This window comes from Corynebacterium callunae (assembly GCF_046592015.1).
GTDB classification, from domain to species: domain Bacteria; phylum Actinomycetota; class Actinomycetes; order Mycobacteriales; family Mycobacteriaceae; genus Corynebacterium; species Corynebacterium callunae_A.
The window spans coordinates 23848-49494 of sequence record NZ_JAWVOB010000006.1; the positions used below are offsets into that span (position 1 = coordinate 23848).

Genomic DNA, 25647 nt, shown 5'->3' on the forward strand with positions numbered 1-25647 from the left:
ACAATGCCAAAGCGTTCAGATATTAACCACGTCCTCGTTATCGGATCCGGCCCCATCGTTATTGGTCAGGCTTGTGAATTTGACTACTCCGGAACCCAGGCTTGCCGCATTCTTAAAGAAGAAGGCCTGCGCGTTACCCTGATCAACTCCAACCCAGCAACCATCATGACCGACCCCGAGATGGCTGACCACACCTATGTGGAGCCAATCGAGCCGGAATACATTGACAAGATTTTCGCCAAGGAAATCGAGCAGGGTCACCCCATCGACGCTGTGCTGGCAACCCTGGGTGGCCAGACCGCACTTAACGCCGCTATCAAGCTAGATCGCCTCGGCATCCTGGAGAAGTACGGCGTAGAGCTCATCGGTGCTGACATCGAAGCCATCGAGCGTGGCGAAGACCGCCAGAAGTTCAAGGACATTGTGGCAACCATCGGCGGCGAGTCCGCTCGCTCCCGCGTCTGCCACAACATGGAAGAAGTTCACGAGACCGTGGCCGAGCTTGGCCTGCCAGTAGTTGTGCGCCCTTCCTTCACCATGGGTGGACTGGGTTCCGGCCTGGCTTATAACACCGAAGACCTCGAGCGTATCGCCGGCGGCGGACTTGCAGCTTCCCCTGAGGCTAACGTTTTGATCGAAGAATCCATCCTTGGTTGGAAGGAATTCGAGCTCGAGCTTATGCGCGACAGCGCAGACAACGTGGTTGTTGTGTGTTCCATCGAAAACGTTGACGCCCTTGGCGTTCACACCGGCGACTCCGTCACCGTTGCGCCTGCACTGACCCTTACCGACCGTGAGTTCCAGAAGATGCGTGACCAGGGCATCGCCATCATCCGCGAGGTTGGCGTTGATACCGGTGGATGCAACATCCAGTTCGCAATCAACCCAGATGACGGCCGCATCATCACCATCGAGATGAACCCACGTGTGTCCCGTTCTTCTGCACTGGCTTCCAAGGCAACCGGCTTCCCAATTGCTAAAATGGCTGCCAAGCTGGCTATCGGTTACACCCTTGATGAGATCAACAATGACATCACCGGTGAAACCCCAGCAGCTTTTGAGCCCACCATCGACTATGTCGTAGTCAAGGCACCACGCTTTGCTTTTGAGAAGTTCGTCGGAGCTGACGACACCCTCACCACCACGATGAAGTCCGTGGGTGAGGTTATGTCCCTGGGCCGTAACTACATTGCAGCCCTGAACAAGGCACTGCGTTCCCTCGAGACCAAGCAGCAGGGTTTCTGGACCAAGTCCGATGAATTCTTCGCCGGTGACCGTGCTCTAGACAAGGACGCTGTCCTCGAAGACCTCAAGCGCCCAACCGAAGGTCGCATGTACGACGTGGAACTGGCCATGCGCCTGGGTGCCACCGTCGAAGAGCTACACGAGGCATCCTCCATTGATCCGTGGTTCCTCGCCGAGCTGGAGGCACTGGTTCAGTTCCGCCAGAAGCTTGTCGACGCGCCATTCCTCGACGAGAATCTGCTCCGTGAAGCAAAATTCATGGGTCTTTCCGACCTCCAGATCGCTGCGCTGCGTCCTGAGTTCGCCGGCGAAGATGGCGTCCGTCGCCTGCGTCTTTCCCTCGGAATCCGCCCAGTATTCAAGACCGTTGACACCTGTGCAGCTGAGTTCGAGGCGAAGACCCCTTATCACTATTCCGCATATGAGCTCGATCCGGCCGCTGAGTCTGAGGTTGCACCACAGACCAACCGCGAGAAGGTCCTGATCCTCGGTTCCGGTCCAAACCGTATTGGCCAGGGCATCGAGTTCGACTACTCCTGTGTGCACGCAGCCTTGGAACTCTCTCGCGTGGGTTATGAAACCGTCATGGTTAACTGCAACCCTGAGACCGTCTCCACCGACTACGACACCGCAGACCGCCTCTACTTCGAGCCTCTGACCTTCGAGGACGTCATGGAGGTCTACCACGCTGAGACCCAGTCCGGTACCGTTGCTGGCGTTATTGTCCAGCTTGGTGGCCAGACTCCACTGGGCTTGGCTGAGCGCCTCAAGGCTGCTGGCGTGCCAGTTATTGGCACCTCCCCAGAAGCCATCAACATGGCTGAGGACCGCGGCGAGTTCGGTGCGCTGCTCAAGCGCGAGAACCTGCCTGCACCTGCATTCGGCACTGCAACCTCCTTCGAAGAGGCTCGCACCGTAGCAAATGAGATCAGCTACCCAGTTTTGGTTCGCCCTTCCTACGTGCTCGGCGGCCGTGGCATGGAAATCGTCTACGATGAGGCTTCCCTTGAGGACTACATCAACCGTGCAACTGAGCTCTCCACCGAGCACCCAGTGCTGGTTGACCGCTTCCTCGACAATGCAATCGAGATTGACGTTGACGCCCTCTGCGATGGCGAAGAAGTCTACTTGGCCGGCGTTATGGAGCACATCGAGGAAGCTGGTATCCACTCCGGCGACTCCGCTTGTGCACTGCCTCCAATGACCCTTGGTGTTCAAGACATTGCTAATGTTCGCGAATCCACCAAGAAGCTCGCACTAGGCATCGGCGTAAAAGGCCTGATGAACGTGCAGTTCGCGCTTAAGGATGACATTCTCTACGTCATCGAGGCCAACCCACGTGCATCCCGCACCGTGCCTTTCGTATCCAAGGCAACCGGCGTCAACCTGGCTAAGGCAGCGTCCCGCATTGCCGTGGGCGCCACCATCGCTGATCTGCGTGCTGAAGGAATGATCCCAACCGACTATGACGGTGGATCCTTGCCAATGGACGCTCCAATCGCTGTTAAGGAAGCTGTACTTCCTTTCAACCGCTTCCGCCGCCCAGATGGCAAGACCCTGGACACCTTGCTTTCCCCTGAGATGAAGTCCACCGGTGAGGTTATGGGCTTGGCCGATAACTTCGGTGCTGCCTACGCTAAGGCTGAAGCAGGTGCCTTTGGTGCCCTGCCAACCGAGGGAACCGTATTCGTCTCCGTGGCAAACCGCGATAAGCGCACCCTCATCCTGCCAATTCAGCGCCTATCTTCCTTGGGCTTCAAGATCATGGCTACCGAAGGCACCGCAGGTATGCTGCGCCGCAACGGCATTGACTGTGAAGTTGTGCTCAAGGCCTCTGACATCCGCGAAGGTGTCGAGGGACGTTCCATCGTCGATCGCATCCGTGAGGGCGAAGTTGACCTGATCCTTAATACCCCAGCAGGTTCTGCTGGTGCGCGCCACGATGGCTACGATATCCGCGCTGCTGCCGTGACCGTAGGTGTTCCTTTGATCACCACCGTTCAGGGTGCAACCGCTGCGGTTCAGGGCATCGAGGCTGTTCGCAACGGCATCGTTAGCGTCCGCGCGCTCCAAGAACTCGACCACGCAAAGAAGGCCTAGACCCTTGACATTCGGCGAGAAGCTTCTCGACGCCGCTGCGCTTCGTGGCAGGCTGTGTGTGGGAATTGATCCCCACGCGGGCCTGCTGGAGGCTTGGGGTTTGCCCGTCAACGTGACCGGACTGGCCAAGTTCTCCCGCATTTGTGTGGAAGCTTTTGCAGACACGGTGGCCTTGGTTAAACCACAGGTGGCTTTTTATGAGCAATTTGGTTCACAGGGTTTCGCTGTGCTGGAGGAAACCATCGGTGCACTGCGCGAAAGCGGTTGTTTGGTGGTCTCTGACGCCAAACGTGGCGATATCGGCTCCACAATGGCTGGTTATGCCACAGCGTGGCTAGATCCCGCCTCACCGCTTGTCAGCGACGCTGTGACGGTCTCTCCCTACCTTGGGTTCGGTTCCTTGGCACCAGTGCTGGAATTGGCCGAAGAATACGGCAAGGGAGTGTTTGTCCTGGCTGCCACCTCTAATCCAGAAGCGAGGGAGCTGCAGGATCAAGTTGGACCTGATGGTTGGACTATCTCCCAGCAGATTATCGATGCGGTAACAGAGGTAAATGCTGCGCACGCTGCTGTGGGCGAAGCCGGCAATCTAGGCGTGGTAGTGGGCGCAACGTTGAGTAATCCACCGCATCTCTCTGCGCTAAATGGCCCGATCTTGATGCCAGGTGTTGGTGCCCAAGGTGGCACTGCTGCAGACATCGCAAAGATCGCCGGAGATATGAACCATTTGGCGTTCCCGAATGTGTCACGATCCGTCCTCTCCCAAGGCCCAGATATGGAAAATCTGCGTAATTCTGTGCTTAAAACTGCGTCAGATTATCCAGGTTTCCCCAGGTCATAAAGAATTGGCACCGACTCTTTTGTAACGCCGTGACCAGCGGTTTTAAAAAAAAGGGGCGGTGCCACCTTTGTGTTTGTGGAAGTAGTGCTAGACTATTCGAAAATCGCAGGCTGACATGCTTGGCATTCACCACGTGTACCCTCGATTTCCGGATGCTTAAGTATCCGTTGGTAACTAGAAACTTACGATTACGGAGGAACCCCGTGGCCCTTCCACAGTTGACTGATGAGCAGCGCAAAGCAGCTCTTGCTAAGGCAGCAGAAGCACGCAAGGCACGCGCAGAGCTCAAGGAGAACCTGAAGCGCGGCAACACCAACCTCAAGGACGTTCTGGATAAGGCTGAGTCCGATGAGATCATCGGCAAGACCAAGGTCTCCGCTCTTCTCGAGGCTCTTCCAAAGGTTGGCAAGGTCAAGGCAAAAGAGATCATGGACGAGCTCGGAATTGCACAGACCCGCCGTCTGCGTGGCCTGGGTGACCGTCAGCGTCGCGCCCTGCTCGAGCGTTTCGGCTTCGAAGGCTAATTCTCAGTGTCGGGCGATAACCAACCAGGGCGGCTCGTAATTCTTGCGGGCCCCTCGGCAGTCGGTAAATCGACTGTGGTTGATCGCCTCCGCAATGATGTTCCAAACTTGTACTTCAGCGTTTCTATGACCACCAGAGCTCCACGCCCTGGTGAAGTAGAAGGCAGAGATTATTTCTATGTCAGCGCTGAGGAATTTCAGGACAAAATCGACCGTGGTGAAATGCTCGAATGGGCAGATATTCACGGTGGATTGCAGCGATCAGGCACTCCTGCTGAGCCCGTAAATGAGGCATTGCAGGCTGGTCGTCCCGTACTAGTTGAGGTTGACCTCGCTGGTGCACGCAATATTGCCCGCCTCATGCCTGAGGCTGAAACTATCTTCTTGGCCCCACCGTCATGGGAGGTTTTGGTTGAAAGGCTTACTGGGCGCGGTACTGAAAGTAAAGACGTCATTGCTCGCAGGCTGGAAACCGCACGCGAGGAATTGGCTGCACAAAGCGAATTTAAGCACGTTATTGTTAATGATGACGTAGCCAAAGCCGTCAAGGCTATTGAGGATGTGCTCCTCGGCGCATAGCCAAATAGCAGGGAGGTAAGGTATGCTTTCTCGATTGAGCATACTTTCCGCTCTTTAACTACTGTCTACAAACTTTTGAAAAGGTGTCAGTGACCAACGTGAGCAACGAGACCAACGCCACCAAGGCCGTCTTCGATCCGCCAGTGGGCATTACTGCCCCTCCGATCGACGAGCTGTTGGATAAGGTCACTTCCAAATATGCGCTCGTGATCTTCGCCGCTAAGCGCGCGCGTCAGATCAACAGCTTCTACCAGCAGGCTGATGAGGGAGTGTTCGAGTTCATCGGACCACTCGTAACCCCACAGCCAGGCGAGAAGCCTTTGTCCATTGCACTGCGTGAAATCAATGCAGGTCTGCTGGACCACGAGGAAGGCTAAAAACTTAAGCAGCTTTCGAGCTGTTTAAAAGCCTAAAATTTCACACGCCTCAACACCCACTGTGCACTTGGTGCAGAGAATGGGTGTTTTGGCATGTCTGGAACAAATTCCAACGCTCCAGCCCTGCTGAACGCAGTCCTTGAAGAGCAGCACTAGAGTGGTGGGGGATTAACCTCACCCCAGACTTTCTAAGGACCATATTTTTATGTCTTCACCAAGCGCTCCCGCCCGTAAAATTGTTGTCGGTGTGGCAGGAGGAATCGCAGCATATAAGGCCTGCCATATCATTCGTGCGTTTAAAGAGGTCAGCGATGAAGTAAGGGTGGTTCCCACCGCTGCAGCACTGAACTTTGTGGGCAAAGCAACCTTTGAAGCGCTATCGGGTAATCCAGTATCAACCACCGTCTTTGATGAGGTGGATAAGGTCCAACATGTCAAGATTGGTCAAGAGGCAGATCTCATTGTGATTGCCCCAGCAACTGCAGATCTAATGGCACGGATCGCTGCGGGGCGCAGTGATGATCTTTTAGCTGCGACAATTTTGGTCGCTACCTGCCCTGTGGTTATTGCACCCGCGATGCATACCGAGATGTGGCATAACCCAGCCACGGTGGCCAATGTAAAAACCCTGCGAGAACGCGGCATTACGGTTATTGAGCCAGCTCATGGTCGCCTCACCGGCAAGGATTCGGGTCCTGGTCGCCTGCCTGATCCGGAGCAGATTGTTGATATCGCCAATGCGGTTGCTCGCGGAGTGTCTCTCCCAAGAGACCTAGCAGGGAAGAAAGTCCTCATTACTGCTGGCGGCACCAAGGAATATATTGATCCAGTGCGCTTTATTGGCAATAGCTCCTCCGGGAAGCAAGGTTTTGCGCTGGGAGAAATCGCCGCCCAGCGTGGGGCAGAGGTCACCATTGTGGCCGGTAGTACGGTAGAACTTTCAACCCCAGCAGGCGCGGAGATTATTAAGGTCAGCTCCACCCGAGAGATGTTTGAGGCGGTGCAGGAACGCGCGGGCGCGGCAGATTTTATTGTGATGGCAGCAGCCGTGGCGGATTTCCGTCCTGATACTCAGGCTTCTTCCAAGCTGAAGAAGGGCCATGATGAGGATTCGCTCAGCGTGATTCATCTGCTGGAAAATCCGGATATTTTGGCAACTACAGTGCAGCGTCGAACTGCAGGGGAGCTGGATAGCAATCCGCTAATCGTGGGTTTTGCAGCGGAAACCGGCGATGAAAAGACCAGTGCCCTTGAATACGCGAAGGCAAAGCTGAAGAAAAAGGGCTGCGATTTGTTGATGTGCAATGAGGTTGGAGTCGGAAAAGTCTTTGGCCATGATGACAACCAGGGCTGGATTTTGGATACCCAAGGCGGGGTGGAAGAAGTAAAGCAGGGTAGTAAGTTGGAAGTGGCTGCCGCTATTTGGGACCGCGCAGCGTCTTTTCGTCGATAAGCGCCGGTAGACCAGCGCGATTGCACTATTAGACAGCTTGGTCTATATTGTTTTAAGTATTCAAAAATTACTTATAAACATTTCTTCGAAAGCAGGGTTTTTGTGGCTCAGCCAACTGCAGTCCGTTTGTTCACCAGTGAATCTGTAACCGAGGGGCATCCGGATAAGATCTGCGATGCCATCTCAGATACCATCCTCGATGCACTCCTGGAAAAGGATCCACAGTCTCGCGTCGCTGTTGAGACCGTGGTGACAACCGGCATTGTGCACATCGTTGGAGAGGTTCGCACCAATGCCTACGTTGAGATCCCACAGCTGGTGCGCAATAAGCTCATCGAAATTGGATTCAACTCCTCCGAGGTCGGCTTTGATGGCCGTACCTGTGGTGTGTCGGTGTCCATTGGTGAGCAGTCCCAGGAAATCGCGGATGGCGTGGACAACTCCGATGAGGCCCGTGCCAATGATGATGTGGAAGAAGATGACCGCGCAGGCGCCGGCGACCAGGGCCTAATGTTTGGTTATGCCACCAACGAGACCCCGGAGTACATGCCTTTGCCAATCGCTTTGGCACACCGCCTGGCTCGTCGCCTCACCCAGGTCCGCAAGGAGGGCATCGTCCCTCACCTGCGTCCAGACGGAAAGACCCAGGTCACCTTCGCTTATGATGCGCAGGATCAGCCTTCACACCTGGACACCGTGGTTATTTCCACCCAGCATGATCCAGAGGTTGACCGCAGCTGGCTGGAAACTCAGCTGCGTGAGCACGTTATTGATTGGGTTATCAAGGACGCCAATATTGAGCACCTGGCCACCCAGGAGATCAATGTCCTGATCAACCCTTCAGGTTCTTTCATTTTGGGCGGACCAATGGGCGATGCTGGTCTGACCGGCCGCAAGATCATTGTGGATACCTATGGCGGAATGGCTCGCCACGGCGGCGGAGCTTTCTCCGGCAAGGACCCCAGCAAGGTTGACCGTTCCGCTGCCTACGCTATGCGTTGGGTCGCCAAGAACATCGTCGCAGCAGGCCTGGCAGATCGCGCTGAGGTACAGGTTGCCTACGCCATTGGCCGTGCAAAGCCAGTTGGACTTTATGTAGAAACCTTCGACACCAATAAAGAGGGCTTGAGCGATGAGCAGATCCAGGCAGCTGTGCTTGAGGTATTTGACCTGCGCCCAGCAGCGATCATCCGCGAGCTTGACCTCCTGCGTCCGATCTACTCCCAGACCGCAGCTTATGGCCACTTTGGTCGTACCGATGTGGAACTTCCTTGGGAAGCAACCAACCGCGCAGCTGAACTTCGCGCGACCCTCAATCTGGCCTAGAACGGCTATGTAGTATCTTCGGATCTATGGCTTCAACCCGCGTCCCCGCTCCAGAGTTATCAGTGGCGCGGGTTCTCCCATTATTGGGGTTGCCCCACCTTGACCGCCTTTTTGACTACCGCATCAGCGCGGATCAAGACCGCGATGCCCAACCAGGTGTGCGGGTAAGGATCAGGTTCGCAGGCAGGCTTGTCGACGCAATCCTCATCTCACGCACTGCCCACACCACGCATAAAGGAAACTTAGCCTGGTTGGATCGCGTCATTTCTCCTTTTGTGGTCTACCCACCGCAGCTTTCTCAATTAATCGAAGCTCTCGCCGAACGTTATGGCGGCGTGCGCTCTGATTTAATTCGCTCAGCCATTCCCGCGCGCCATGCAGGAGCCGAGGATTCCCAATTAGAAAGCACCTGGGAAGAGTTGGGCACTGCTGGTGAACCAGATCTTTCCTCCTGGTCGGCCTATCAACACGGCCAATCTTTTGTGGATGCAGTGCTCGCCGGAACCACTGCGCGGGCTGCCTGGCAGATTGCCCCAGGCGATGATTGGGCCCTGGCCTTGGCTTCTTTGGCTGTAAAGGTAGTTGTTGATGGGGGAGGTGCGCTCATTGTGCTGCCGGATCAGAGGGACGTCGACAAGCTTGAAGCCGCACTTCGCACCCTCGTTGCCGCCAAACAGATCACCGTATTAAATTCTGGCCTCGGGCCACAGGCCCGCTATCGGCGGTTCTTATCGGTGCTGCAGGGGCAGGGCCGGTTGGTGATAGGCACCCGCAGCGCAGCATTTGCGCCGGTAAAGGACCTTAAATTGGCCGTCATTGTCAGTGATGGCGATGATAACCTCGTTGATCCGCGCGCGCCCTATTGCCATGCCCGGGAGGTACTTACCACCCGCTCCGCACTGGAAAAATGCTCCCTGATTATCGCCAGCCACGCGCGCACTGCAGAAACGCAATTGCTGGTGGAATCGGGGTGGATGCATGATTTGGTGGCCCCGCGTGACACCCTGCGCACCCGCATGCCCCGCATTCAAGCGGTGGCGGACTCAGACTTTGAGCTAGAAAAAGATCCGCTGGCACGCTCGGCGCGTTTGCCGGCAATTGCTTTTAAAGCCCTGCGCGATGCCCTTGACCGTAAAGAACCAGTGCTCATTCAGGTTCCGCGCAAGGGTTATGTGCCCACGTTGGCCTGCGGAAATTGTCGCACACCGGCGCGCTGCCGGCACTGTAATGGTCCTTTAGGTCTGCCTCAGGGCAGTCCCACCCAAGCTGGTGTTCCGACCTGCCGGTGGTGTGGGCGCCCTGATACCAATTTCCGCTGCCAAAGCTGCGGTTCACGGAAGTTGCGTGCGGTGGTTTTAGGAACCGAACGAACTGCTGAGGAGCTGGGACGTGCCTTCCCTGCAGTGCGCATTATTACCTCCGGTGGCAATCGGATAGTGGATTCTATTCCCAATCGGCCTGCCATCGTGGTGGCCACCCCGGGGGCGGAGCCATATGTGCTTAATGGTTCCCAGCAGTACACCGGGCCCGAGTCCCATGGCTATTATGGCGCCTGCCTGCTGCTAGATACCTGGGCATTAATGGGGCGCCAGGATCTGCGCGCTACTGAAGATACATTGAGTAGATGGACTGCGGCTGCCACTATGGTGCATTCCCATCTCCACGCTGGCCAAGTAATTGTGGTGGCCGATTCCGCCTATCCGGTGGTGCAATCGCTTATCCGCTGGGATGTGGTGGGCGCTGCCGCCGCCGAGCTAGAAAGTCGCCGGGAGGTGCTATTCCCGCCCTCGGTGCATATGGCAGCCGTGGATGGAGCAAGTGCAGCGCTGGATAGTTTCTTGGAATTGGTGGAACTACCAGCGCAGGCTGAGGTTCTTGGACCGGTGGACCTGCCACCGGGAGTTACCCTGCCAGGCGAATATGATGAGCAAAAATATGGTCCAGTACAACGTCTACTGATTCGCACCGCGCTCGGTCCACGGGCCGAGCTTGGTCATGCTTTGCGCGCGGCCCAGGTAGCACGAGCTGCACGTAAAAATGATCTGCCCCTGCGGGTGCAGATGGATCCTTTGCATATTGGCTAGCAGGCTGGGTGCGGGCCACGGGCAGACCGCGGGCGAACTGTCGCGGACTGAGCGCAGCCTGCCATGGTCTGGGTAGGGAAGTTCCAGGCTGGAACGATAGGATAGGATTTAGAGTTTATTTTCCAATTGTTTAAGTCAATTGGTTTCCTGCCTTTGTGCAGCCTTTAGTTCACCTCTTAGTTCAAGGAGCTTTTCACCCACTATGACTGTTCGTGATGTCAGATTGTTTGGCGACCCCGTCCTCGTGAGCCGCGCTGAGGAGGTTGTCGATTTTGATGAAACTTTGGCAACGCTGATTGCAGACATGTTTGACACCATGGAAGACGCCGGGGGAGTAGGACTGGCAGCAAATCAGGTGGGTGTGCTGCGTCGCGTATTCGTTTTCGATACCTCCCACCAGCCTGGCGGAATGCGTGGGCATGTGGTCAACCCAGTGTGGGAGCCAGTCAGCGAAGATACTCAAACTGGCAACGAAGGCTGTTTGTCTATCCCTAATGTTTCCGCTGAGACCACCCGTTATGAAACGGTGCGCCTCTCCGGCCAAGATCAAGACGGCAATCCCATTGGCTTTGTAGCTAGTGGCCTGCTGGCGCGCTGCATTCAGCATGAGACCGACCACCTTGATGGAGTGCTCTTCCTCAAGCGCCTGGACCCGGCTGAGCGTAAAGCTGCTATGGGCGTGATCCGCGCTTCTGATTGGTTCAATAACTAACCCCGCTCCACCAAAACCAAGAACCCCAAACACCCTGCCCAAACACTCAGCCACAGCCACCCCAGCTCGCCCCGCAGGAAGGACACCGCATATGCGCCTGGTATTTGCCGGAACCCCCGAACCCGCAGTTGTTGCACTGCAAAAATTAATTGACTCTGAGCACGAGGTCGTCGCAGTTTTAACCCAGCCCGATGCCCGCCGTGGCCGCGGACGCACCTTGCACCCTTCAGCCGTTGCGGAGCTCGCAGCTCAGCACGGCATTGAGGTGCTCAAGCCCGCAACACTTAAGGCCGATAGCGCCGACGGCCAAGAGGTGCGTAAGCGCTTGCAGGAACTGGCCCCTGATTGTTTGCCAGTGGTTGCTTTCGGCCAGCTCATCACCAAAGACCTGCTTGATGTGGCACCACACGGCTGGGTGAACCTGCACTTTTCTCTGCTCCCCGCATGGCGTGGCGCGGCCCCAGTCCAAGCAGCCATCCGTGAAGGCGATCAGCTCACCGGCGCCACCACCTTCCGCATTGATGAAGGCCTCGATACCGGTGAGATTCTTGCAGTGCTTAAAGAAGAGATCCGCTCTACCGATACCGCAGATGACCTGCTTGAACGCCTGGCTTATGTAGGTGGAGATTTGCTGGTAGAAACCATGACCGGGCTGGAAAACGGCACCATCACCCCAATGGCGCAGGTAGGCGAGGCAAGCTACGCCGCCAAAATCTCCACCGAGGACGCGCGCATTGATTGGACCCAACCCGCCGAGGTCATTGACCGCCACATCCGCGCACATACCCCAGCCCCTGGGGCGTGGACCACGCTTGTCGACGCACGCCTCAAGGTCGCACCAATCAAGCTCTCAGGCGAGGCCCCAGTGCTTGCACCTGGCGAAATTAGTGCCAGCAAGTCCGCGGTGTTTGTGGGCACCGGTAGCAGCGCAGTAGAAGTGGTGGAGATCCAACCACCAGGAAAAAAGATGATGAAAGCAGCAGACTGGGCGCGTGGCGTCCATCTTGAACAGGAAGCGAAATTTCAATGAGCCTAGATAAAACGGGCGGCTTCCGCTCACGTAGTTCCAAGGGCGATAAGCCTGGATCCACCCGCAAAACTGGTCCGCAGCCCCAACGCAGCAGCGCAGGCCGTGGTGGCCAAAACCGCGGTGCCCAAAATAAGGGAGCCCAGGGACATGGACAGGGGCGTCCACCGAAGAAGCAGGCCCAGGGCCGTGATGCTTCTGGTGAAACCCGCCATGTGCGTTCCCTCGGCGTAGATAAACCCCGTGAAATCGCCTTTGAGGTGCTGGATCGTGTGCGCACCGGCGATGCCTATGCCAACTTGGTGCTGCCACGTTTGCTGAGCAAACATCACCTCAGTGGCCGCGACGCAGCCTTTGCCACCGAAATCACCTATGGCACCCTGCGTAAACAGGGCCTGCTTGATTCTATTATTAAGGCAGCATCGGGCCGTCAGCTTTCTGAGATTGATCCAGAAATCCTCGATATCCTGCGTTTGGGTGCCTACCAGGTGCTCTTTATGCGCGTGGAGGATCACGCCGCCGTTGATACCTCTGTAAAAATGGTTGGTGGCCTGAAGAAATTCCAGGCCACTGGTTTTGCCAACGCTATTTTGCGCAATATCACCCGCACCTCGCCTGAAGCTTGGCTGGATCAACTCGAGCCCGAGGGAGACATCGCCAAGGTTGCCTTCCGCACCGCACACCCAGAATGGATTGCGCGCAGCTTTGCGCAGCTACTGCCAGCAGAGGAGTTGGAAGATGCTCTGGCGGCGGACTCTGAGCGTCCAGTGGTGCACCTGGTGGCACGCCCCGGTGAAATCAGTGCCGAGGAGCTTGCACTCATTGTTGGGGGAGAAGAAGGCCGTTATTCTCCTTATGCAGTTTATCTTGAAGGCGGCGACCCAGCCGATATTGAACCCATCAAGGAAGGTCTCGCGGCGGTACAGGACGAGGGCTCTCAGCTGATCGCGCGTGCAATGGCTGAGGTTCCAGTGACAGATGATCATGGCAAGTGGCTTGATCTTTGTGCTGGTCCTGGTGGCAAGGCTGCACTGATTGGTTCCTTGGCTCGCATGGAAGCCGCCAAGCTTGATGCGGTGGAGATTTCTGAACACCGCGCCCGCCTCATTGAGAAGTCTGTCCGCGGTTTGCCAGTGAAGGTCATGGTTGGTGATGGACGTTCCATCAACCTTGAAAATAATTATGACCGCGTGCTGGTTGATGCCCCTTGTTCCGGCTTGGGTGCACTTCGTCGCCGCCCTGAAGCACGGTGGCGCAAGCAGGAAAGCGATATTGCAGAGCTTAATGTGCTGCAATTAGAGCTCTTGGAATCTGCCATCAACAAGGTGCGCTCCGGTGGCATCGTGGTCTATTCCACCTGCTCACCAGATCTGCGCGAAACCCGCGGCGTGGTTGATCAGGCCTTGGCCAAACTTGATGTTGAAGAATTAGATGCACGTCCATTTGTGCCAGGTATGGAAGATACCGGCGCAGAAAAGTCAGTGCAGATGTGGCCACACCGCCACGGCACGGACGCGATGTTTTTTGCCATTTTGCGCAAAAAGTAGAGAGTGATTAAACCCGCCTTTTAAGGCGGGCTATGATCTAGGACATGGCACAACATACTCCAAAGATCGCCCCCTCCGTCCTCGCAGCTGATTTCTCCCGCCTCGGCGCGGAGGTAGCAGCGGTACCTGATGCAGACTGGATCCACGTCGATATTATGGATGGGCATTTTGTGCCCAACCTAAGCTTCGGCGCCGACGTGACGGCGGCCATCAACCGGGTTACCGATAAGGACCTGGATGTGCACCTCATGATCGAAAACCCTGAAAAGTGGGTGGACAACTACATTAAGGCCGGCGCTGATTGCATCGTCTTCCACGTGGAAGCTACCGATGATCACGTTGCTTTGGCCAAGTACCTGCGTGAGCAGGGCGTACGCGCGGGCTTCTCCCTGCGTCCAGGCACTCCCATTGAGGACTACCTTGATGACCTGGAATATTTTGATGAGGTCATCGTCATGAGCGTGGAGCCAGGCTTCGGTGGCCAAAGCTTCATGCCAGAGCAGCTGGAAAAGGTCCGCACCCTACGCCGCGTTATTGATGAGCGCGGGCTTAACACCATCATCGAAATTGATGGTGGCATTGGCGAAAAGACCATTGCAGACGCTGCAGCAGCAGGTTGCGATGCTTTTGTGGCAGGTTCTGCGGTCTACGGTGCAGCCGACCCAAATGTGGCTGTGCAAACCTTGCGAGCCCTAGCTAGCAAGTAAATGACGACCCCTCCAGAGATCGCTGAAGCTTTAGCCCAGGCAATCGCCGCCGCTGCCGAAGTCCGCGGTACAACCAGCCCCAACCCCGCTGTTGGCGCTGCGATTTTAGATTCCGCGGGTGCAATCGTCGGCGTCGGCGCCACCCAACCACCGGGCGGCCCCCACGCCGAGGTCATGGCGCTGGCAGACGCCGGTGCGCGCGCCCAAGGTGGCACCGCGGTGGTCACCCTCGAGCCCTGTAACCACACCGGCCGCACGGGGCCCTGCTCCCAGGCGCTTTTCGACGCCGGAATCCAGCGGGTGTTTTATGCCCAGGCCGATCCTTTCCCCGCAGCAGCCGGCGGAGCTGAATTTTTAGCCTTAAAGGGCGTGGAAGTTCACTTTCTAGATGTGAAGATTCCTACACTGCAGCCATGGCTTAATGCGGTAAAAAGCGAACGCCCCAATGTCACGCTCAAATTTGCGAGTACCTTAGACGGATTTGCAGCTGCCACCGATGGCAGCAGTCAATGGATTACTGGTGCTGCAGCCAGGGCTTTTGTGCATGAAGATCGTAGTCGTCGCGATGCCATCATTGTTGGTACCGGGACTGCACTGGCGGATAACCCCTCGCTCACCGCCCGCTCCGGTGATCGCCTGTACCCCCGACAACCGCGGCGGGTTGTCGTCGGCAAGCGTGAAATTGGGGCAGGGAACCTGCAGCGTTTGGGATTTGAGCAATACCCGGGAATTCCTGAGGCGCTAAAAGCGCTATGGGAAGAAGGATGTCGTGATGTGCTCATTGAGGGCGGACCGACATTGGCTGCGGCGGCTTTGCGCATGGATGTGGTCGATAATATTCAGGCTTATGTGGCACCAGCGTTGCTGGGTGCAGGGCGTTCAATTCTTAATTGGCCGCAGGAAACAAGCATCTCAGAGATTATGCGCTTTGAAACCTCAGCCGTTCAACAACTTGATAATGATGTCTTAATTGAGATGCAAAGAAAAGGACTGTAGAAATGTTTACCGGAATTGTGGAGGAACTAGGCACCATCGCCGGGGTGGAAAACCTCGGAGATTCAGTGCGCTTAGAGATCGCAGCCGCGACTGTTTTATCTGATGTACACTTAGGCGATTCCATTGCAGTCAATGGCGTGTGCTTGACTGTTGCTGATTTTACAGAGAACAGCTTTAGCGCAGACTGCATGCAGGAAACCTTAGATCGCAGCACTTTAGGAACTCTAAACACCGGCAGCCGCGTTAATTTGGAACGTGCCACGTCAGCGATTGGTCGCCTGGGCGGCCACATTATGCAAGGTCACGTTGACGCCACCACTGAGCTGATCGCACGCACCAGTTCCGAAAACTGGGACGTTTTGCGTTTTGCTCTGCCTGCGAACTTAGCCCGCTATGTGGTGGAGAAGGGTTCCATTGCGCTTAATGGCACCTCATTGACGGTCTCCAAGTTAGGCCCTGATTGGTTTGAGGTCTCGCTTATTCCAACCACTTTGCGCGATACCACCCACGGTGAATTGGCAGTGGGCGATCGTATCAATATTGAGGTTGATGTTATTGCCAAATATGTAGAGCGCATGATGGGTGCTCATGTCAATCCAGCACCAGCCGAGGACTAGGTTTAATAATTGTGAATGTAAAAGAATCCAATAATAGTGCGCTTGATCCCGTAGAAGCAGCCATCGCCGATATTGCCGCCGGCAAGGCTGTTGTCGTGGTTGATGATGAGGACCGCGAAAACGAGGGCGATATTATTTTCGCCGCCGAGCTCGCAACTCCTGAGTTGGTGGCCTTTATGGTGCGCTATTCCTCTGGTTATATCTGCGCCCCGCTTACCGCTGAGGACGCCGATCGCCTGGATCTGCCACCGATGACCGCGCAGAACCAGGACGCGCGCGGCACTGCTTATACCGTGACTGTTGATGCCAACACCGGCAGCACCGGCATTTCCGCCACCGACCGCGCGCATACCCTGCGTCTTTTGGCAGATCCCAACGCCGAGGCTAAGGACTTCACCCGCCCCGGTCACGTGGTGCCTTTGCGTGCCCGCGAGGGTGGCGTGCTGGTGCGCGCGGGCCACACCGAAGCTGCCGTTGATCTCGCCCGGGCTGCAGGCTTGCACCCAGCAGGTGTGATCTGCGAGGTTGTCAGCGAGGAAGACCCAACTGGCATGGCACGCGTGCCTGAGCTGCGCCGATTCTGCGATGAACATGACCTCAAGCTCATTTCTATTGCGCAGCTCATTGAATGGCGTCGTAAGAATGAAATCCTGGTGGAGCGCCAGGTAGAGACCAAGCTGCCCACCGAATTTGGCACCTTTAAGGCCGTGGGCTACCGCTCTAAGGTTGATGGCACCGAATTGGTGGCCATCGTGGCCGGCGATGTCGCATCCAACGGCGGCGAGGACGTGCTGGTCCGCGTGCACTCCGAGTGCCTGACCGGCGACGTTTTTGCTTCTCGACGCTGCGACTGCGGGCAGCAGCTGCATGAATCCCTGCGCATGATCAATGAAGCCGGTCGCGGCGTTGTGGTTTATATGCGTGGACATGAAGGCCGTGGCATTGGACTTTTGGCCAAGCTGCGCGCTTATCAGCTCCAAGATGAGGGCGCCGATACTGTCGACGCCAACCTAGCTTTGGGCCTTCCTGCCGATGCCCGCGAATTTGGCACCAGTGCTCAGATTCTTTATGACTTGGGCGTGCGATCCCTCAACTTGATTAGTAATAACCCGGCCAAGAAGGTGGGGCTGGAAGGACATGGAATTTCCATTGCCAGCCGCACTCCCATTCCGGTGCAGGTTCACGAAGATAATGTGAAATATCTCAAGACCAAGCGTGACCGCATGGGCCATGATCTTCCCGCTGTTGCACAGTGGGAAGAAAACCACCACGAAGGAGAATAAGCATGGCTAAAGAAGGTTTGCCCCAAATTGAGCTACCAGATGCCAGTGGGCTGAAGGTCGCCGTTGTTACTGCTACCTGGAATGCCGAGATCTGCGATCGCCTCCATGATCACGCGGTGACTGCGGGACGCAATGCTGGCGCCACAGTTTCCGAATACCGCGTGGTGGGTGCCTTGGAATTGCCGGTTGTAGTGCAGGAACTCGCACACACCCATGACGCAGTGGTGGCTTTGGGCTGCGTTATCCGCGGTGGCACCCCACACTTTGATTATGTGTGCGATTCTGTTACCCAGGGCCTAACCCGCATCGCCCTTGATACCTCTACTCCCATTGGCAATGGCGTATTGACCACCAATACCGAAGAGCAGGCAATTGAACGCTCCGGTGGACCAGGTTCAGTAGAGGATAAAGGCGCGGAAGCAATGGTTGCTGCGATCGATACTGCCTTGGTGCTTTCTCGGATTCGTGCCAACAAGGGTTAAACTATTCCCCGAACACTTTTAGCGACATTTAAGACCGAAGGATTTGTGAGAACGTGGCAAGCAACGCCCCCGATGGAGCACCGGATAACCTCAAAAGCGCTCAACAGGCCGGGGGCTTAAGCGACGCAGAGCTTCAGGAATACACTGCCGCTTTTGCAGGCACCACCACCACAAAGCCCTGGGAGCTAGTGGTTACCTCCAAGACCATGAAGCGCCTGGCCTGGGTGGTAGTTGTGGTTGTTATGGCTGTTCATATCTTTATGGGCGCTGTGGTGGGCGTGGACTTTACCGGCGCTGCCGTAACCACCGTTGACAAGCTGGCTTTCCCTGGCATTGGCATTGTGATCTCTGTTGCTTTGTACTTTGCTTTTACCCGCGCTCGCGTGCGCGCCAATGGCGATGGGGTAGAGGTCCGCAACTTCGTAGGCACTCGTTTTTATCCCTGGGCTGTTATCTATGGCATGTCTTTCCCTAAGGGCAATCGAGTAGCGCGTTTGGAATTGCCTGATTTTGAGTATGTCCCAATGTGGGCTTTCCAGTCCAGTGATGGCCAGGACGTCGTGCAGGCTGTTGCAGCTTTCCGTGAGCTCGAAAACAAGTATATGCCCGAGGACTAAATAGTTTATGGCTGATCCAACCTCATATCGCCCGGCTCCTGGAACAATTCCGACGGAGCCGGGTGTTTATAAATTCCGCGATGATTCCCGTCGCGTTATCTACGTGGGTAAGGCTAAAAACCTACGCTCGCGTCTATCCAATTATTTCCAGGATGTTACCCAGCTCCATCCCCGTACCCGGCAGATGGTTTTTGCGGCCTCTTCGGTGGAGTGGACCGTGGTCTCCAGTGAGGTGGAAGCCCTCCAGCTGGAATACACCTGGATTAAGAAATTTGACCCGCGCTTCAACGTTAAATACCGCGACGATAAAACCTATCCCATGCTCGCAGTTTCCACTGGCGAGCGTTTTCCGCGCGCCTATTTTTATCGCGGACCACGCCGTAAAGGTGTGCGTTATTTTGGCCCCTATTCGCATGCCTGGGCAGTGCGCGAAACTCTGGATCTACTGACTCGTGTTTTCCCCATGCGTACCTGCTCAAAGGGGGTTTTTAACCGCCATGAAAACCTCGGGCGACCTTGCCTGTTGGGATATATCGATAAGTGCGCGGCGCCCTGTGTGGGCCGGGTGAGTGAATCTGAGCACCGCGAGATCGTTGAGGGTTTTACCTCTTTTATGTCCGGGCATACCGATAAGGTCACCCGCAAGCTCCACGCAGATATGGAAACTGCCGCCGCCGACCTCGAATTCGAGCGCGCTGCCCGCTTGCGTGATGATCTTGAGGCGATCAACAAGGTCATGGAAAAGCAATCGGTGGTGCTCGGTGATGGCACCGACGCCGATATCATCGCCTTTGCCAGCGATGAACTGGAAGCCGCCGTCCAAATCTTCCACGTCCGTGGCGGTCGCATCCGCGGCCAACGCGGCTGGGTAGTGGAAAAGACTGGGGACTGGGATCAGGAGCTTGTCGACGCCCCCACGCAGGATGAGCTCGACCCCGCGCTGCCTTATCTCATGCAGAACTTTTTGGTGCAATTTTATGGCGACGCCGTTGAGCGCGCGGACTCTGAGGCCCGTGAAGACGCCGAGCTCATCGAGCGGCGGGGCGTCGACAAGCTCTCTCAAGAACGCCAAGCTCCCTTGACTCGCTCAGCTGTGGTGCCCCGGGAAATTTTGGTGCAGGTTTTGCCTAATGAACCGGAGGAAACGCTGCAGGTGCTCAGCGATATGCGCGGCGCCAATGTGGATGCCCGCGTGCCGCAGCGGGGCGATAAAAAAGCGCTGCTGGAAACCGTGGAGCGAAACGCCAAAGAGCTGCTCAAACAGCATAAATTGAAGCGAGTTGGTGATCTCACCGCACGTTCGGCTGCTTTACAGGAGCTGCAGGAAGCATTGGGTATGGAGCAGGCTCCACTGCGTATCGAATGTACTGACATTTCCCATATTCAGGGCACTGATGTGGTGGCTTCGCTGGTGGTTTTTGAAGATGGTTTGCCGCGGAAGTCTGACTACCGCCGTTATCGCATTAAAGAAGCTGCTGGTGATGGTCACTCCAATGACGTGGCATCCATCGCGGAAATTACGCGCCGCCGCTTTTTGCGCCACAACAAGGATAAATTGGCGGTGCCGGCTGCTGAGGAATTTGATGGCTCCACCTTTGCCGATGAGAATATCGAGGAGATGAGCACGGACAATAAACGCTTTGCTTATCCGCCTCAGCTTTTTATTGTCGACGGTGGCGCACCACAGGTAGCTGCAGCCCAAGAAGTTTTTGATGAATTGGGCATTGTAGATGTGGTGCTAGTTGGTCTGGCCAAGCGTTTGGAGGAGATTTGGGTTCCTGGTGACCCTGATCCGGTGATTTTGCCACGAAACTCCCAGGCGCTATTTTTGCTGCAGCAAATCCGTGATGAGGCGCACCGCTTTGCCATTACCTATCACCGCCAGCAGCGATCCAAGCGGATGCGGGTGTCTGAGCTGGACAATATCAAGGGTCTTGGACAAAATAGGCGCACCGAATTGGTGAAACATTTCGGTTCTGTGGCCAAGCTTAAAGAGGCAAGTGTGTCTGAGATTGCAGAGCTCAAGGGCTTTGGCCCGAAGCTGGCAGAGGCAATTTATGCCGGCCTGCACCCTGAGTAGGGGTTTAGTAAAGGCGCTAGTTGCCACGCAAGGTTTTAGAGCTGGCTAGGATGTAGGCATGATTCAATCTGTTGGGTTAACACCATCTGAACAATCTGCGCCCGCCGAACCGCTAAAGTACCGTGACAACTTCACTCCCGTAGTGATTACCGGAATGTCAGGCGCCGGTTTGAGCACCGCAGCCCGGGTCTTGGAGGACCTCGGCTGGTATGTGGCACACAATATTCCGCCGAAACTCATCCTTGATCTAGTGGATATGTGTGCCGTGGAAGGCTCCCCGGTAGATAAGCTGGCGGTTGTCTGCGATGTGCGCTCCCGTGAATTCAGTGGTGGGCTTGCCCAAGTAGCTGCCGAGTTGGTGGCCAAGGATCTGGCCCCAACTGTGCTCTTCCTAGATGCCCGAGATGATGTGCTAATTAAGCGCTTTGATAATGTGCGTCGCACCCACCCGCTGCAGGGTAGTCAGACTCTGCAGGTAGGCATCGAACGCGAACGCACTATGCTTTCACAGATTAAAGAAGACGCTGATGTAGTAATTGATACCTCAGAGCTTTCCGTTCATGATCTCCGCCGCTCAATTGAGTCCTCTTTTAAGTCCATTGCCAGCCGCGTGCAGCATGTGACCATTGAATCCTTTGGTTTTAAGCATGGCTCACCCCGCGACGCAGACTTTGTGGTGGATGTGCGTTTCCTCCCCAACCCATTCTGGATTCCAGAACTTAAGCCTTTCCGTGGCATCGATAAGCCGGTATCTGATTATGTGCTGGCCCAGCGTGGCGCCCAAGAGTTCCTTAATAACTTTGTGGAGATGCTTAAAGATATGCTCCCGGGCTATCGCCATGAGGGCAAAAACTTCATCACCGTAGCCATCGGTTGTACTGGCGGACACCACCGCTCAGTGGCAGTTTCTGAAGAATTGGCGCGCCGTCTAAGCGATGCCACCGACCTTGATGTCTCTGTGGTTCACCGCGACATTAATCGCCATTAGGAGGTAGGAGATTTATGACTACTCCACAGAACTCTTTTGGCGACCCCGAATCTCCAGAGCCTGCAGTTGAGGTGGAGGTATCTAGTAATTCGGTATTTAAAGAAAAACCATCGACGATTACTAGCCTCGGTGGCGGGCACGGCCTTTTCCAAACCTTGCGTGCTGCACGTAGCTGTTCGCCTGAGCACATTAACGCCATTGTTACCGTAGCTGACGACGGAGGCTCCTCCGGACGCATCCGCCGTGAGTTGGGACAAATTCCACCCGGTGATCTTCGCATGGCACTCGCAGCGCTGACCTCAGATAATGGGGAAGGAGTTCTGTGGGAAACCCTGTTGCAACATCGCTTTGGCGGACATGGGGCACTAGCTGGCCACGCCTTAGGAAACCTCATGATCGTTGCACTAACAGACATTCTGGGTACTTCCCAACATGCCCTCGATAAAGTGGCCGAGATTATTGGTGCTCGCGGACGAGTCATTCCAGTATGTTCTGAACCACTTGATATTGAGGCTGAAGTCTCTGGACTTGATACTGATCCCCGCGTGATGACTCAGGTCCGCGGTCAGGTTGCAGTTGCCACAACTCTGGGCCAAGTTCGCAGAGTGCGCATTGTTCCAGATGTTCCTGTGGCGAACCCAGTTGCTATTGATGCGATCCTCAATGCCGATTTGGTGACTTTGGGACCTGGCTCCTGGTTCTCCTCGGTTATTCCCCATATTTTGGTCCCTAACGTGGTGGATGCCCTTGCTGAAACCAAAGCCACCAAGGCAGTGGTGCTAAACCTCACCACTGAGCCAGGTGAAACTGCGGGATTTTCTGTTGAACGCCACATTCATATGTTGCGACAGCATGCCCGCGATCTAAAGATGGATCAGGTCATTGTTGATTCCGGAACCATCACCACACCTTCTGAGCGTCTGCACATTGAGCGTGCTGCCCAAACCTTAGAGGCAGAAGTCTCCTTTGTAGATGTCCGTGCAGAAGATGGACGTGGACGATTTACCAGTGTTCATGATCCAGTAAAACTAGGTTCTGCCCTGTATGAGAGCTTTAGAAACTCTCGCAGTGGCCGCGCCTAAAGCAGTCGCGATTTAGTGGGATTTCCACCAGGGGAGTGGAGTTCCATTTGTGGGCTCCTATTTTATTGGGAGCCCTGGATTGTTCAGGAGCGCTGGATTGCCTGGGATCGCTAGGAGCTAGCGGTGTTGGTGAAAATCCCAATGACCCACCTAGCTAAACTGAAATAATATTTGGTGACAGGTTTAACCTGTGGCAGGCGCTTGGCCAAGTGAGCTTCGCTGCCACAGTAAGACAAGTCCTACGACCAAGTGGTGCTTTGAGGAGGACTAATTATGTCATTGACCAATGACATCAAACAAGAACTGACAAAGGTGGCAGTCAGCAGACAAAGCTCTAAGGCGGCAGAGGTTTCAGCAATGCTGCGCTTTGCTGGTGAAATGCAGTCGGTTCATGGTCATCTGGTAATTGAAGCCAATTTGGATAGCCTCAAAGTTGGTCAACGACTGCAAGAGTTCATCCATTCTCTTTATGGAACCGATGTTGGCCTGCACACTGTCAATCCCACGGTAAGCAGGAAAACTCCGCGTTATCTAGTTCGTATCATTGACAATGCCGATGAGGTGGCACGTCGCGTCGGGCTGGTTACACGGTCTGGATATCCTGTCCGTGGGCTTGCTCCGCAGGTGGTCTCGGGAACAATCAGTGATGCCGAAGCGGCGTGGCGCGGTGCTTTCTTGGCAAGTGGATCACTATCTGAACCGGGCAGATCCTCCTTCTTGGAGGTTGTGTGCCCTTGCCAAGAAGCCGCCTTGGCTTTGGTCGGTTGTGCTCGTCGTATTGGGGTAGTGGCCAAAACCAAGGATTCTCGGGGCTCTGATCGCGTAATTATCAGAGATGCAGAAGCAATTGGAGCTCTTTTGAGTCGCATCGGCGCCCAAAAGTCTCGAATTCTTTGGGAGGAGAAGCGGCTTAAGCAGGAGGTTCGAACCCCGGCAAATCGCTTGGCCAACTTTGATGATGCTAATTTGCGTAGGTCTGCTCGGGCCGCGGTGGCCGCGGCTGCACGTGTGGAGCGAGCCATGAAGATTCTGGGCGATGATGTGCCAGAGCATTTGGCTGAAGCTGGGCAATTGCGAGTACAACACCGCCAGGCCTCTTTGGAAGAGTTGGGTCGCTTGGCTGATCCACAAATGACCAAAGATGCCGTTGCCGGACGCATCCGACGCTTGTTGACAATGGCAGATAAACGGGCAAAAGATTTGGGAATTCCTGATACCAATTCCGCCGTAACAGATGACCTTTTAGAAGAGATGTAGGGCTTCCAGCCCGGAAAAACGACATCAGGTATTGCGCTTTAACATAGCCGACCATGTGATTTATATCACACGGTCGGCTTTCTTGAGACAAAGGTCGTTGGACTTATGCTGATGTAGTTCAGCTCATTATTGCCCCCATTTGGGTGTGTTTGTGAAAAAGTGCAACGTTAAAAATTTGTTCACGTTCAAAAGTATTTCCTGGCCATGTGGGAATTGCCCCCATAAGGGGTGAGTAGTGATTTTTGGTTGTGTTTGGTTATTTTTGGCAAGCGCTGCGGAATCTGTGGTTTCTCGCTAAAATCGAAAGCAGGTTAACAACGAGTTGACTCGACGAAATGACCTTTGTCGGTAGGTTTGGGTAGCGGGTTTATTCTCGAATCAACTTTGAGTGCACCTGACCGTGGATTGGTTTATAAAACCAATTTGGGGCGTTTTGCCCCCGCGGACCCTAAATCTTCATACATTGGATTTCCCACAATCTTTAGAGGAGCAACAACATGACCATTCGTGTTGGCATTAACGGATTTGGCCGCATCGGACGTAACTTCTTCCGCGCAGTGCTGCAGCGCAGCGAGGATCTTGAGGTTGTCGCAGTTAACGACCTCACCGATAACAAGACCCTTTCTACCTTGCTGAAGTTCGACTCAATCCTGGGTCGTTTGGGTCAAGAGGTTGAATTCGACGATGATTCCATCACCGTTGGTGGCAAGCGCATTGCAGTTTATGCAGAGCGCGATCCAAAGAACCTTGACTGGGCAGCTCACAATGTTGACATCGTGATCGAGTCCACCGGTTTCTTCACCGATGCTCAGGCCGCAAAGGCTCACATCGAGGCTGGTGCAAAGAAGGTCATCATCTCCGCACCTGCAAGCAACGAAGACGCAACCTTCGTTTACGGTGTTAACCACGAGTCCTACGACGCTGAGAACCACAACGTCATCTCCGGCGCATCCTGCACCACCAACTGCCTCGCTCCAATCGCTAAGGTTCTTAACGATAAGTTCGGCATCGAAAACGGCCTGATGACCACCATCCACGCTTACACCGGCGACCAGCGTCTGCACGATGCACCTCACAAGGACCTGCGCCGTGCACGTGCAGCAGCAGTGAACATCGTTCCTACCTCCACCGGTGCTGCTAAGGCAGTTGCTTTGGTTCTCCCAGAGCTCAAGGGCAAGCTTGATGGCTACGCACTCCGCGTTCCAGTCATCACCGGTTCCGCAACTGACTTGACCTTCACCACCAAGTCTGAGGTCACTGTTGAGGCAGTTAACGCTGCTATCAAGGAAGCTGCTACCGGCGAGTTCGGCGACACCCTCGCTTACTCCGAGGAGCCACTGGTTTCCACCGATATCATCACCGATTCCCACGGTTCCATCTTCGACGCTGGCCTGACCAAGGTCTCCGGCAACACCGTCAAGGTTGTTTCCTGGTACGACAACGAGTGGGGTTACACCTGCCAGTTGCTGCGTCTGACCGAGCTCGTTGCTTCCAAGCTCTAAAAAAGCTCACGTCAACGCCCTGAAATGAATATTCAGGTGATGTGACATCCCAATAGCCCGGGGTGTGCCTCGGCGCACTCCGGGCTATTTCTTATCTAAGGCAATACAATTGAATACGGCCCAGCAACACAGGGACATTCTCTTTGGAGAACTTCCATTCACCTTCGGCACTTGCCACCAGGTGCTGTGACAACTGCTGGTACTAATAAACTTCTCTTTCT

The 25647-nt window shown here is 55.3% G+C and carries 22 protein-coding genes; all 22 read left to right on the forward strand.

Going from position 1 to position 25647, the window contains the following annotated elements:
* Positions 1–3 precede the first annotated feature (3 nt).
* The 22 genes from carB to gap all read left to right on the forward strand — a co-directional run bounded on the left by carB (position 4) and on the right by gap (position 25426).
* Positions 4–3345 carry a carbamoyl-phosphate synthase large subunit gene (carB, locus tag SFC07_RS07935; protein ID WP_411207702.1) on the forward strand — a complete coding sequence of 1114 codons (3342 nt, stop codon included), beginning with the start codon at positions 4–6 and terminating at the stop codon, positions 3343–3345.
* Between the two features lie 4 nt (positions 3346–3349).
* A complete protein-coding gene (gene pyrF / locus SFC07_RS07940; protein ID WP_411207703.1) occupies positions 3350–4186 on the forward strand; it encodes an orotidine-5'-phosphate decarboxylase in 837 nt (278 codons plus the stop codon).
* Positions 4187–4389: 203 nt separating this feature from the next.
* Positions 4390–4710, forward strand: coding sequence for an integration host factor, actinobacterial type (gene mihF / locus SFC07_RS07945; protein WP_015651394.1), 321 nt, complete (start codon positions 4390–4392; stop codon positions 4708–4710).
* Between the two features lie 6 nt (positions 4711–4716).
* Entirely contained in the window at positions 4717–5289 is a 573-nt protein-coding gene (gmk, locus tag SFC07_RS07950) for a guanylate kinase (protein ID WP_411207704.1), read from the forward strand.
* Positions 5290–5378: 89 nt separating this feature from the next.
* Complete coding sequence (rpoZ, locus tag SFC07_RS07955) at positions 5379–5666, forward strand: DNA-directed RNA polymerase subunit omega (protein ID WP_029703399.1); 288 nt, start codon at positions 5379–5381, stop codon at positions 5664–5666.
* Between the two features lie 205 nt (positions 5667–5871).
* A complete protein-coding gene (coaBC, locus tag SFC07_RS07960) occupies positions 5872–7119 on the forward strand; it encodes a bifunctional phosphopantothenoylcysteine decarboxylase/phosphopantothenate--cysteine ligase CoaBC (protein WP_411207705.1) in 1248 nt (415 codons plus the stop codon).
* Between the two features lie 102 nt (positions 7120–7221).
* Positions 7222–8445, forward strand: a complete 1224-nt coding sequence (gene metK, locus SFC07_RS07965) for a methionine adenosyltransferase (RefSeq protein ID WP_411207707.1) — start codon at positions 7222–7224, stop codon at positions 8443–8445.
* Positions 8446–8471: 26 nt separating this feature from the next.
* Positions 8472–10529 carry a primosomal protein N' gene (locus tag SFC07_RS07970; RefSeq protein WP_411207708.1) on the forward strand — a complete coding sequence of 686 codons (2058 nt, stop codon included), beginning with the start codon at positions 8472–8474 and terminating at the stop codon, positions 10527–10529.
* 202 nt (positions 10530–10731) lie between these two features.
* Positions 10732–11241 (forward strand): peptide deformylase, encoded by a 510-nt coding sequence (gene def / locus SFC07_RS07975; RefSeq protein WP_411207709.1) that lies wholly within the window; start codon positions 10732–10734, stop codon positions 11239–11241.
* Between the two features lie 91 nt (positions 11242–11332).
* Positions 11333–12271 carry a methionyl-tRNA formyltransferase gene (gene fmt / locus SFC07_RS07980; protein ID WP_411207710.1) on the forward strand — a complete coding sequence of 313 codons (939 nt, stop codon included), beginning with the start codon at positions 11333–11335 and terminating at the stop codon, positions 12269–12271.
* On the forward strand, positions 12268–13815 hold the full coding sequence (locus SFC07_RS07985) for an RsmB/NOP family class I SAM-dependent RNA methyltransferase (RefSeq protein WP_411207711.1): 1548 nt from the start codon (positions 12268–12270) through the stop codon (positions 13813–13815). Before fmt ends, SFC07_RS07985 begins: the two co-directional genes overlap by 4 nt.
* Positions 13816–13859: 44 nt before the next feature.
* Positions 13860–14522, forward strand: coding sequence for a ribulose-phosphate 3-epimerase (rpe, locus tag SFC07_RS07990; RefSeq protein ID WP_411207712.1), 663 nt, complete (start codon positions 13860–13862; stop codon positions 14520–14522).
* Positions 14523–15518 carry a bifunctional diaminohydroxyphosphoribosylaminopyrimidine deaminase/5-amino-6-(5-phosphoribosylamino)uracil reductase RibD gene (gene ribD / locus SFC07_RS07995; RefSeq protein ID WP_411207713.1) on the forward strand — a complete coding sequence of 332 codons (996 nt, stop codon included), beginning with the start codon at positions 14523–14525 and terminating at the stop codon, positions 15516–15518.
* 2 nt (positions 15519–15520) lie between these two features.
* Positions 15521–16135: a riboflavin synthase gene (locus tag SFC07_RS08000; protein ID WP_411207714.1), complete on the forward strand. Its 615-nt coding sequence runs from the start codon at positions 15521–15523 to the stop codon at positions 16133–16135.
* Between the two features lie 11 nt (positions 16136–16146).
* Entirely contained in the window at positions 16147–17418 is a 1272-nt protein-coding gene (locus SFC07_RS08005) for a bifunctional 3,4-dihydroxy-2-butanone-4-phosphate synthase/GTP cyclohydrolase II (RefSeq protein ID WP_411207715.1), read from the forward strand.
* A gap of 2 nt (positions 17419–17420) precedes the next feature.
* Positions 17421–17900 (forward strand): 6,7-dimethyl-8-ribityllumazine synthase, encoded by a 480-nt coding sequence (gene ribH, locus SFC07_RS08010; RefSeq protein WP_411207716.1) that lies wholly within the window; start codon positions 17421–17423, stop codon positions 17898–17900.
* 53 nt (positions 17901–17953) lie between these two features.
* Entirely contained in the window at positions 17954–18517 is a 564-nt protein-coding gene (locus tag SFC07_RS08015; RefSeq protein ID WP_411207717.1) for a PH domain-containing protein, read from the forward strand.
* Between the two features lie 7 nt (positions 18518–18524).
* Positions 18525–20597, forward strand: coding sequence for an excinuclease ABC subunit UvrC (gene uvrC, locus SFC07_RS08020; RefSeq protein WP_411207718.1), 2073 nt, complete (start codon positions 18525–18527; stop codon positions 20595–20597).
* 58 nt (positions 20598–20655) lie between these two features.
* Positions 20656–21585 carry an RNase adapter RapZ gene (rapZ, locus tag SFC07_RS08025; protein WP_411207719.1) on the forward strand — a complete coding sequence of 310 codons (930 nt, stop codon included), beginning with the start codon at positions 20656–20658 and terminating at the stop codon, positions 21583–21585.
* Between the two features lie 14 nt (positions 21586–21599).
* Positions 21600–22667 carry a gluconeogenesis factor YvcK family protein gene (locus SFC07_RS08030; protein WP_411207720.1) on the forward strand — a complete coding sequence of 356 codons (1068 nt, stop codon included), beginning with the start codon at positions 21600–21602 and terminating at the stop codon, positions 22665–22667.
* 273 nt (positions 22668–22940) lie between these two features.
* Positions 22941–23924: a DNA-binding protein WhiA gene (gene whiA / locus SFC07_RS08035; protein ID WP_411207721.1), complete on the forward strand. Its 984-nt coding sequence runs from the start codon at positions 22941–22943 to the stop codon at positions 23922–23924.
* A gap of 497 nt (positions 23925–24421) precedes the next feature.
* Entirely contained in the window at positions 24422–25426 is a 1005-nt protein-coding gene (gene gap, locus SFC07_RS08040) for a type I glyceraldehyde-3-phosphate dehydrogenase (protein ID WP_411207722.1), read from the forward strand.
* Positions 25427–25647 lie beyond the last annotated feature (221 nt).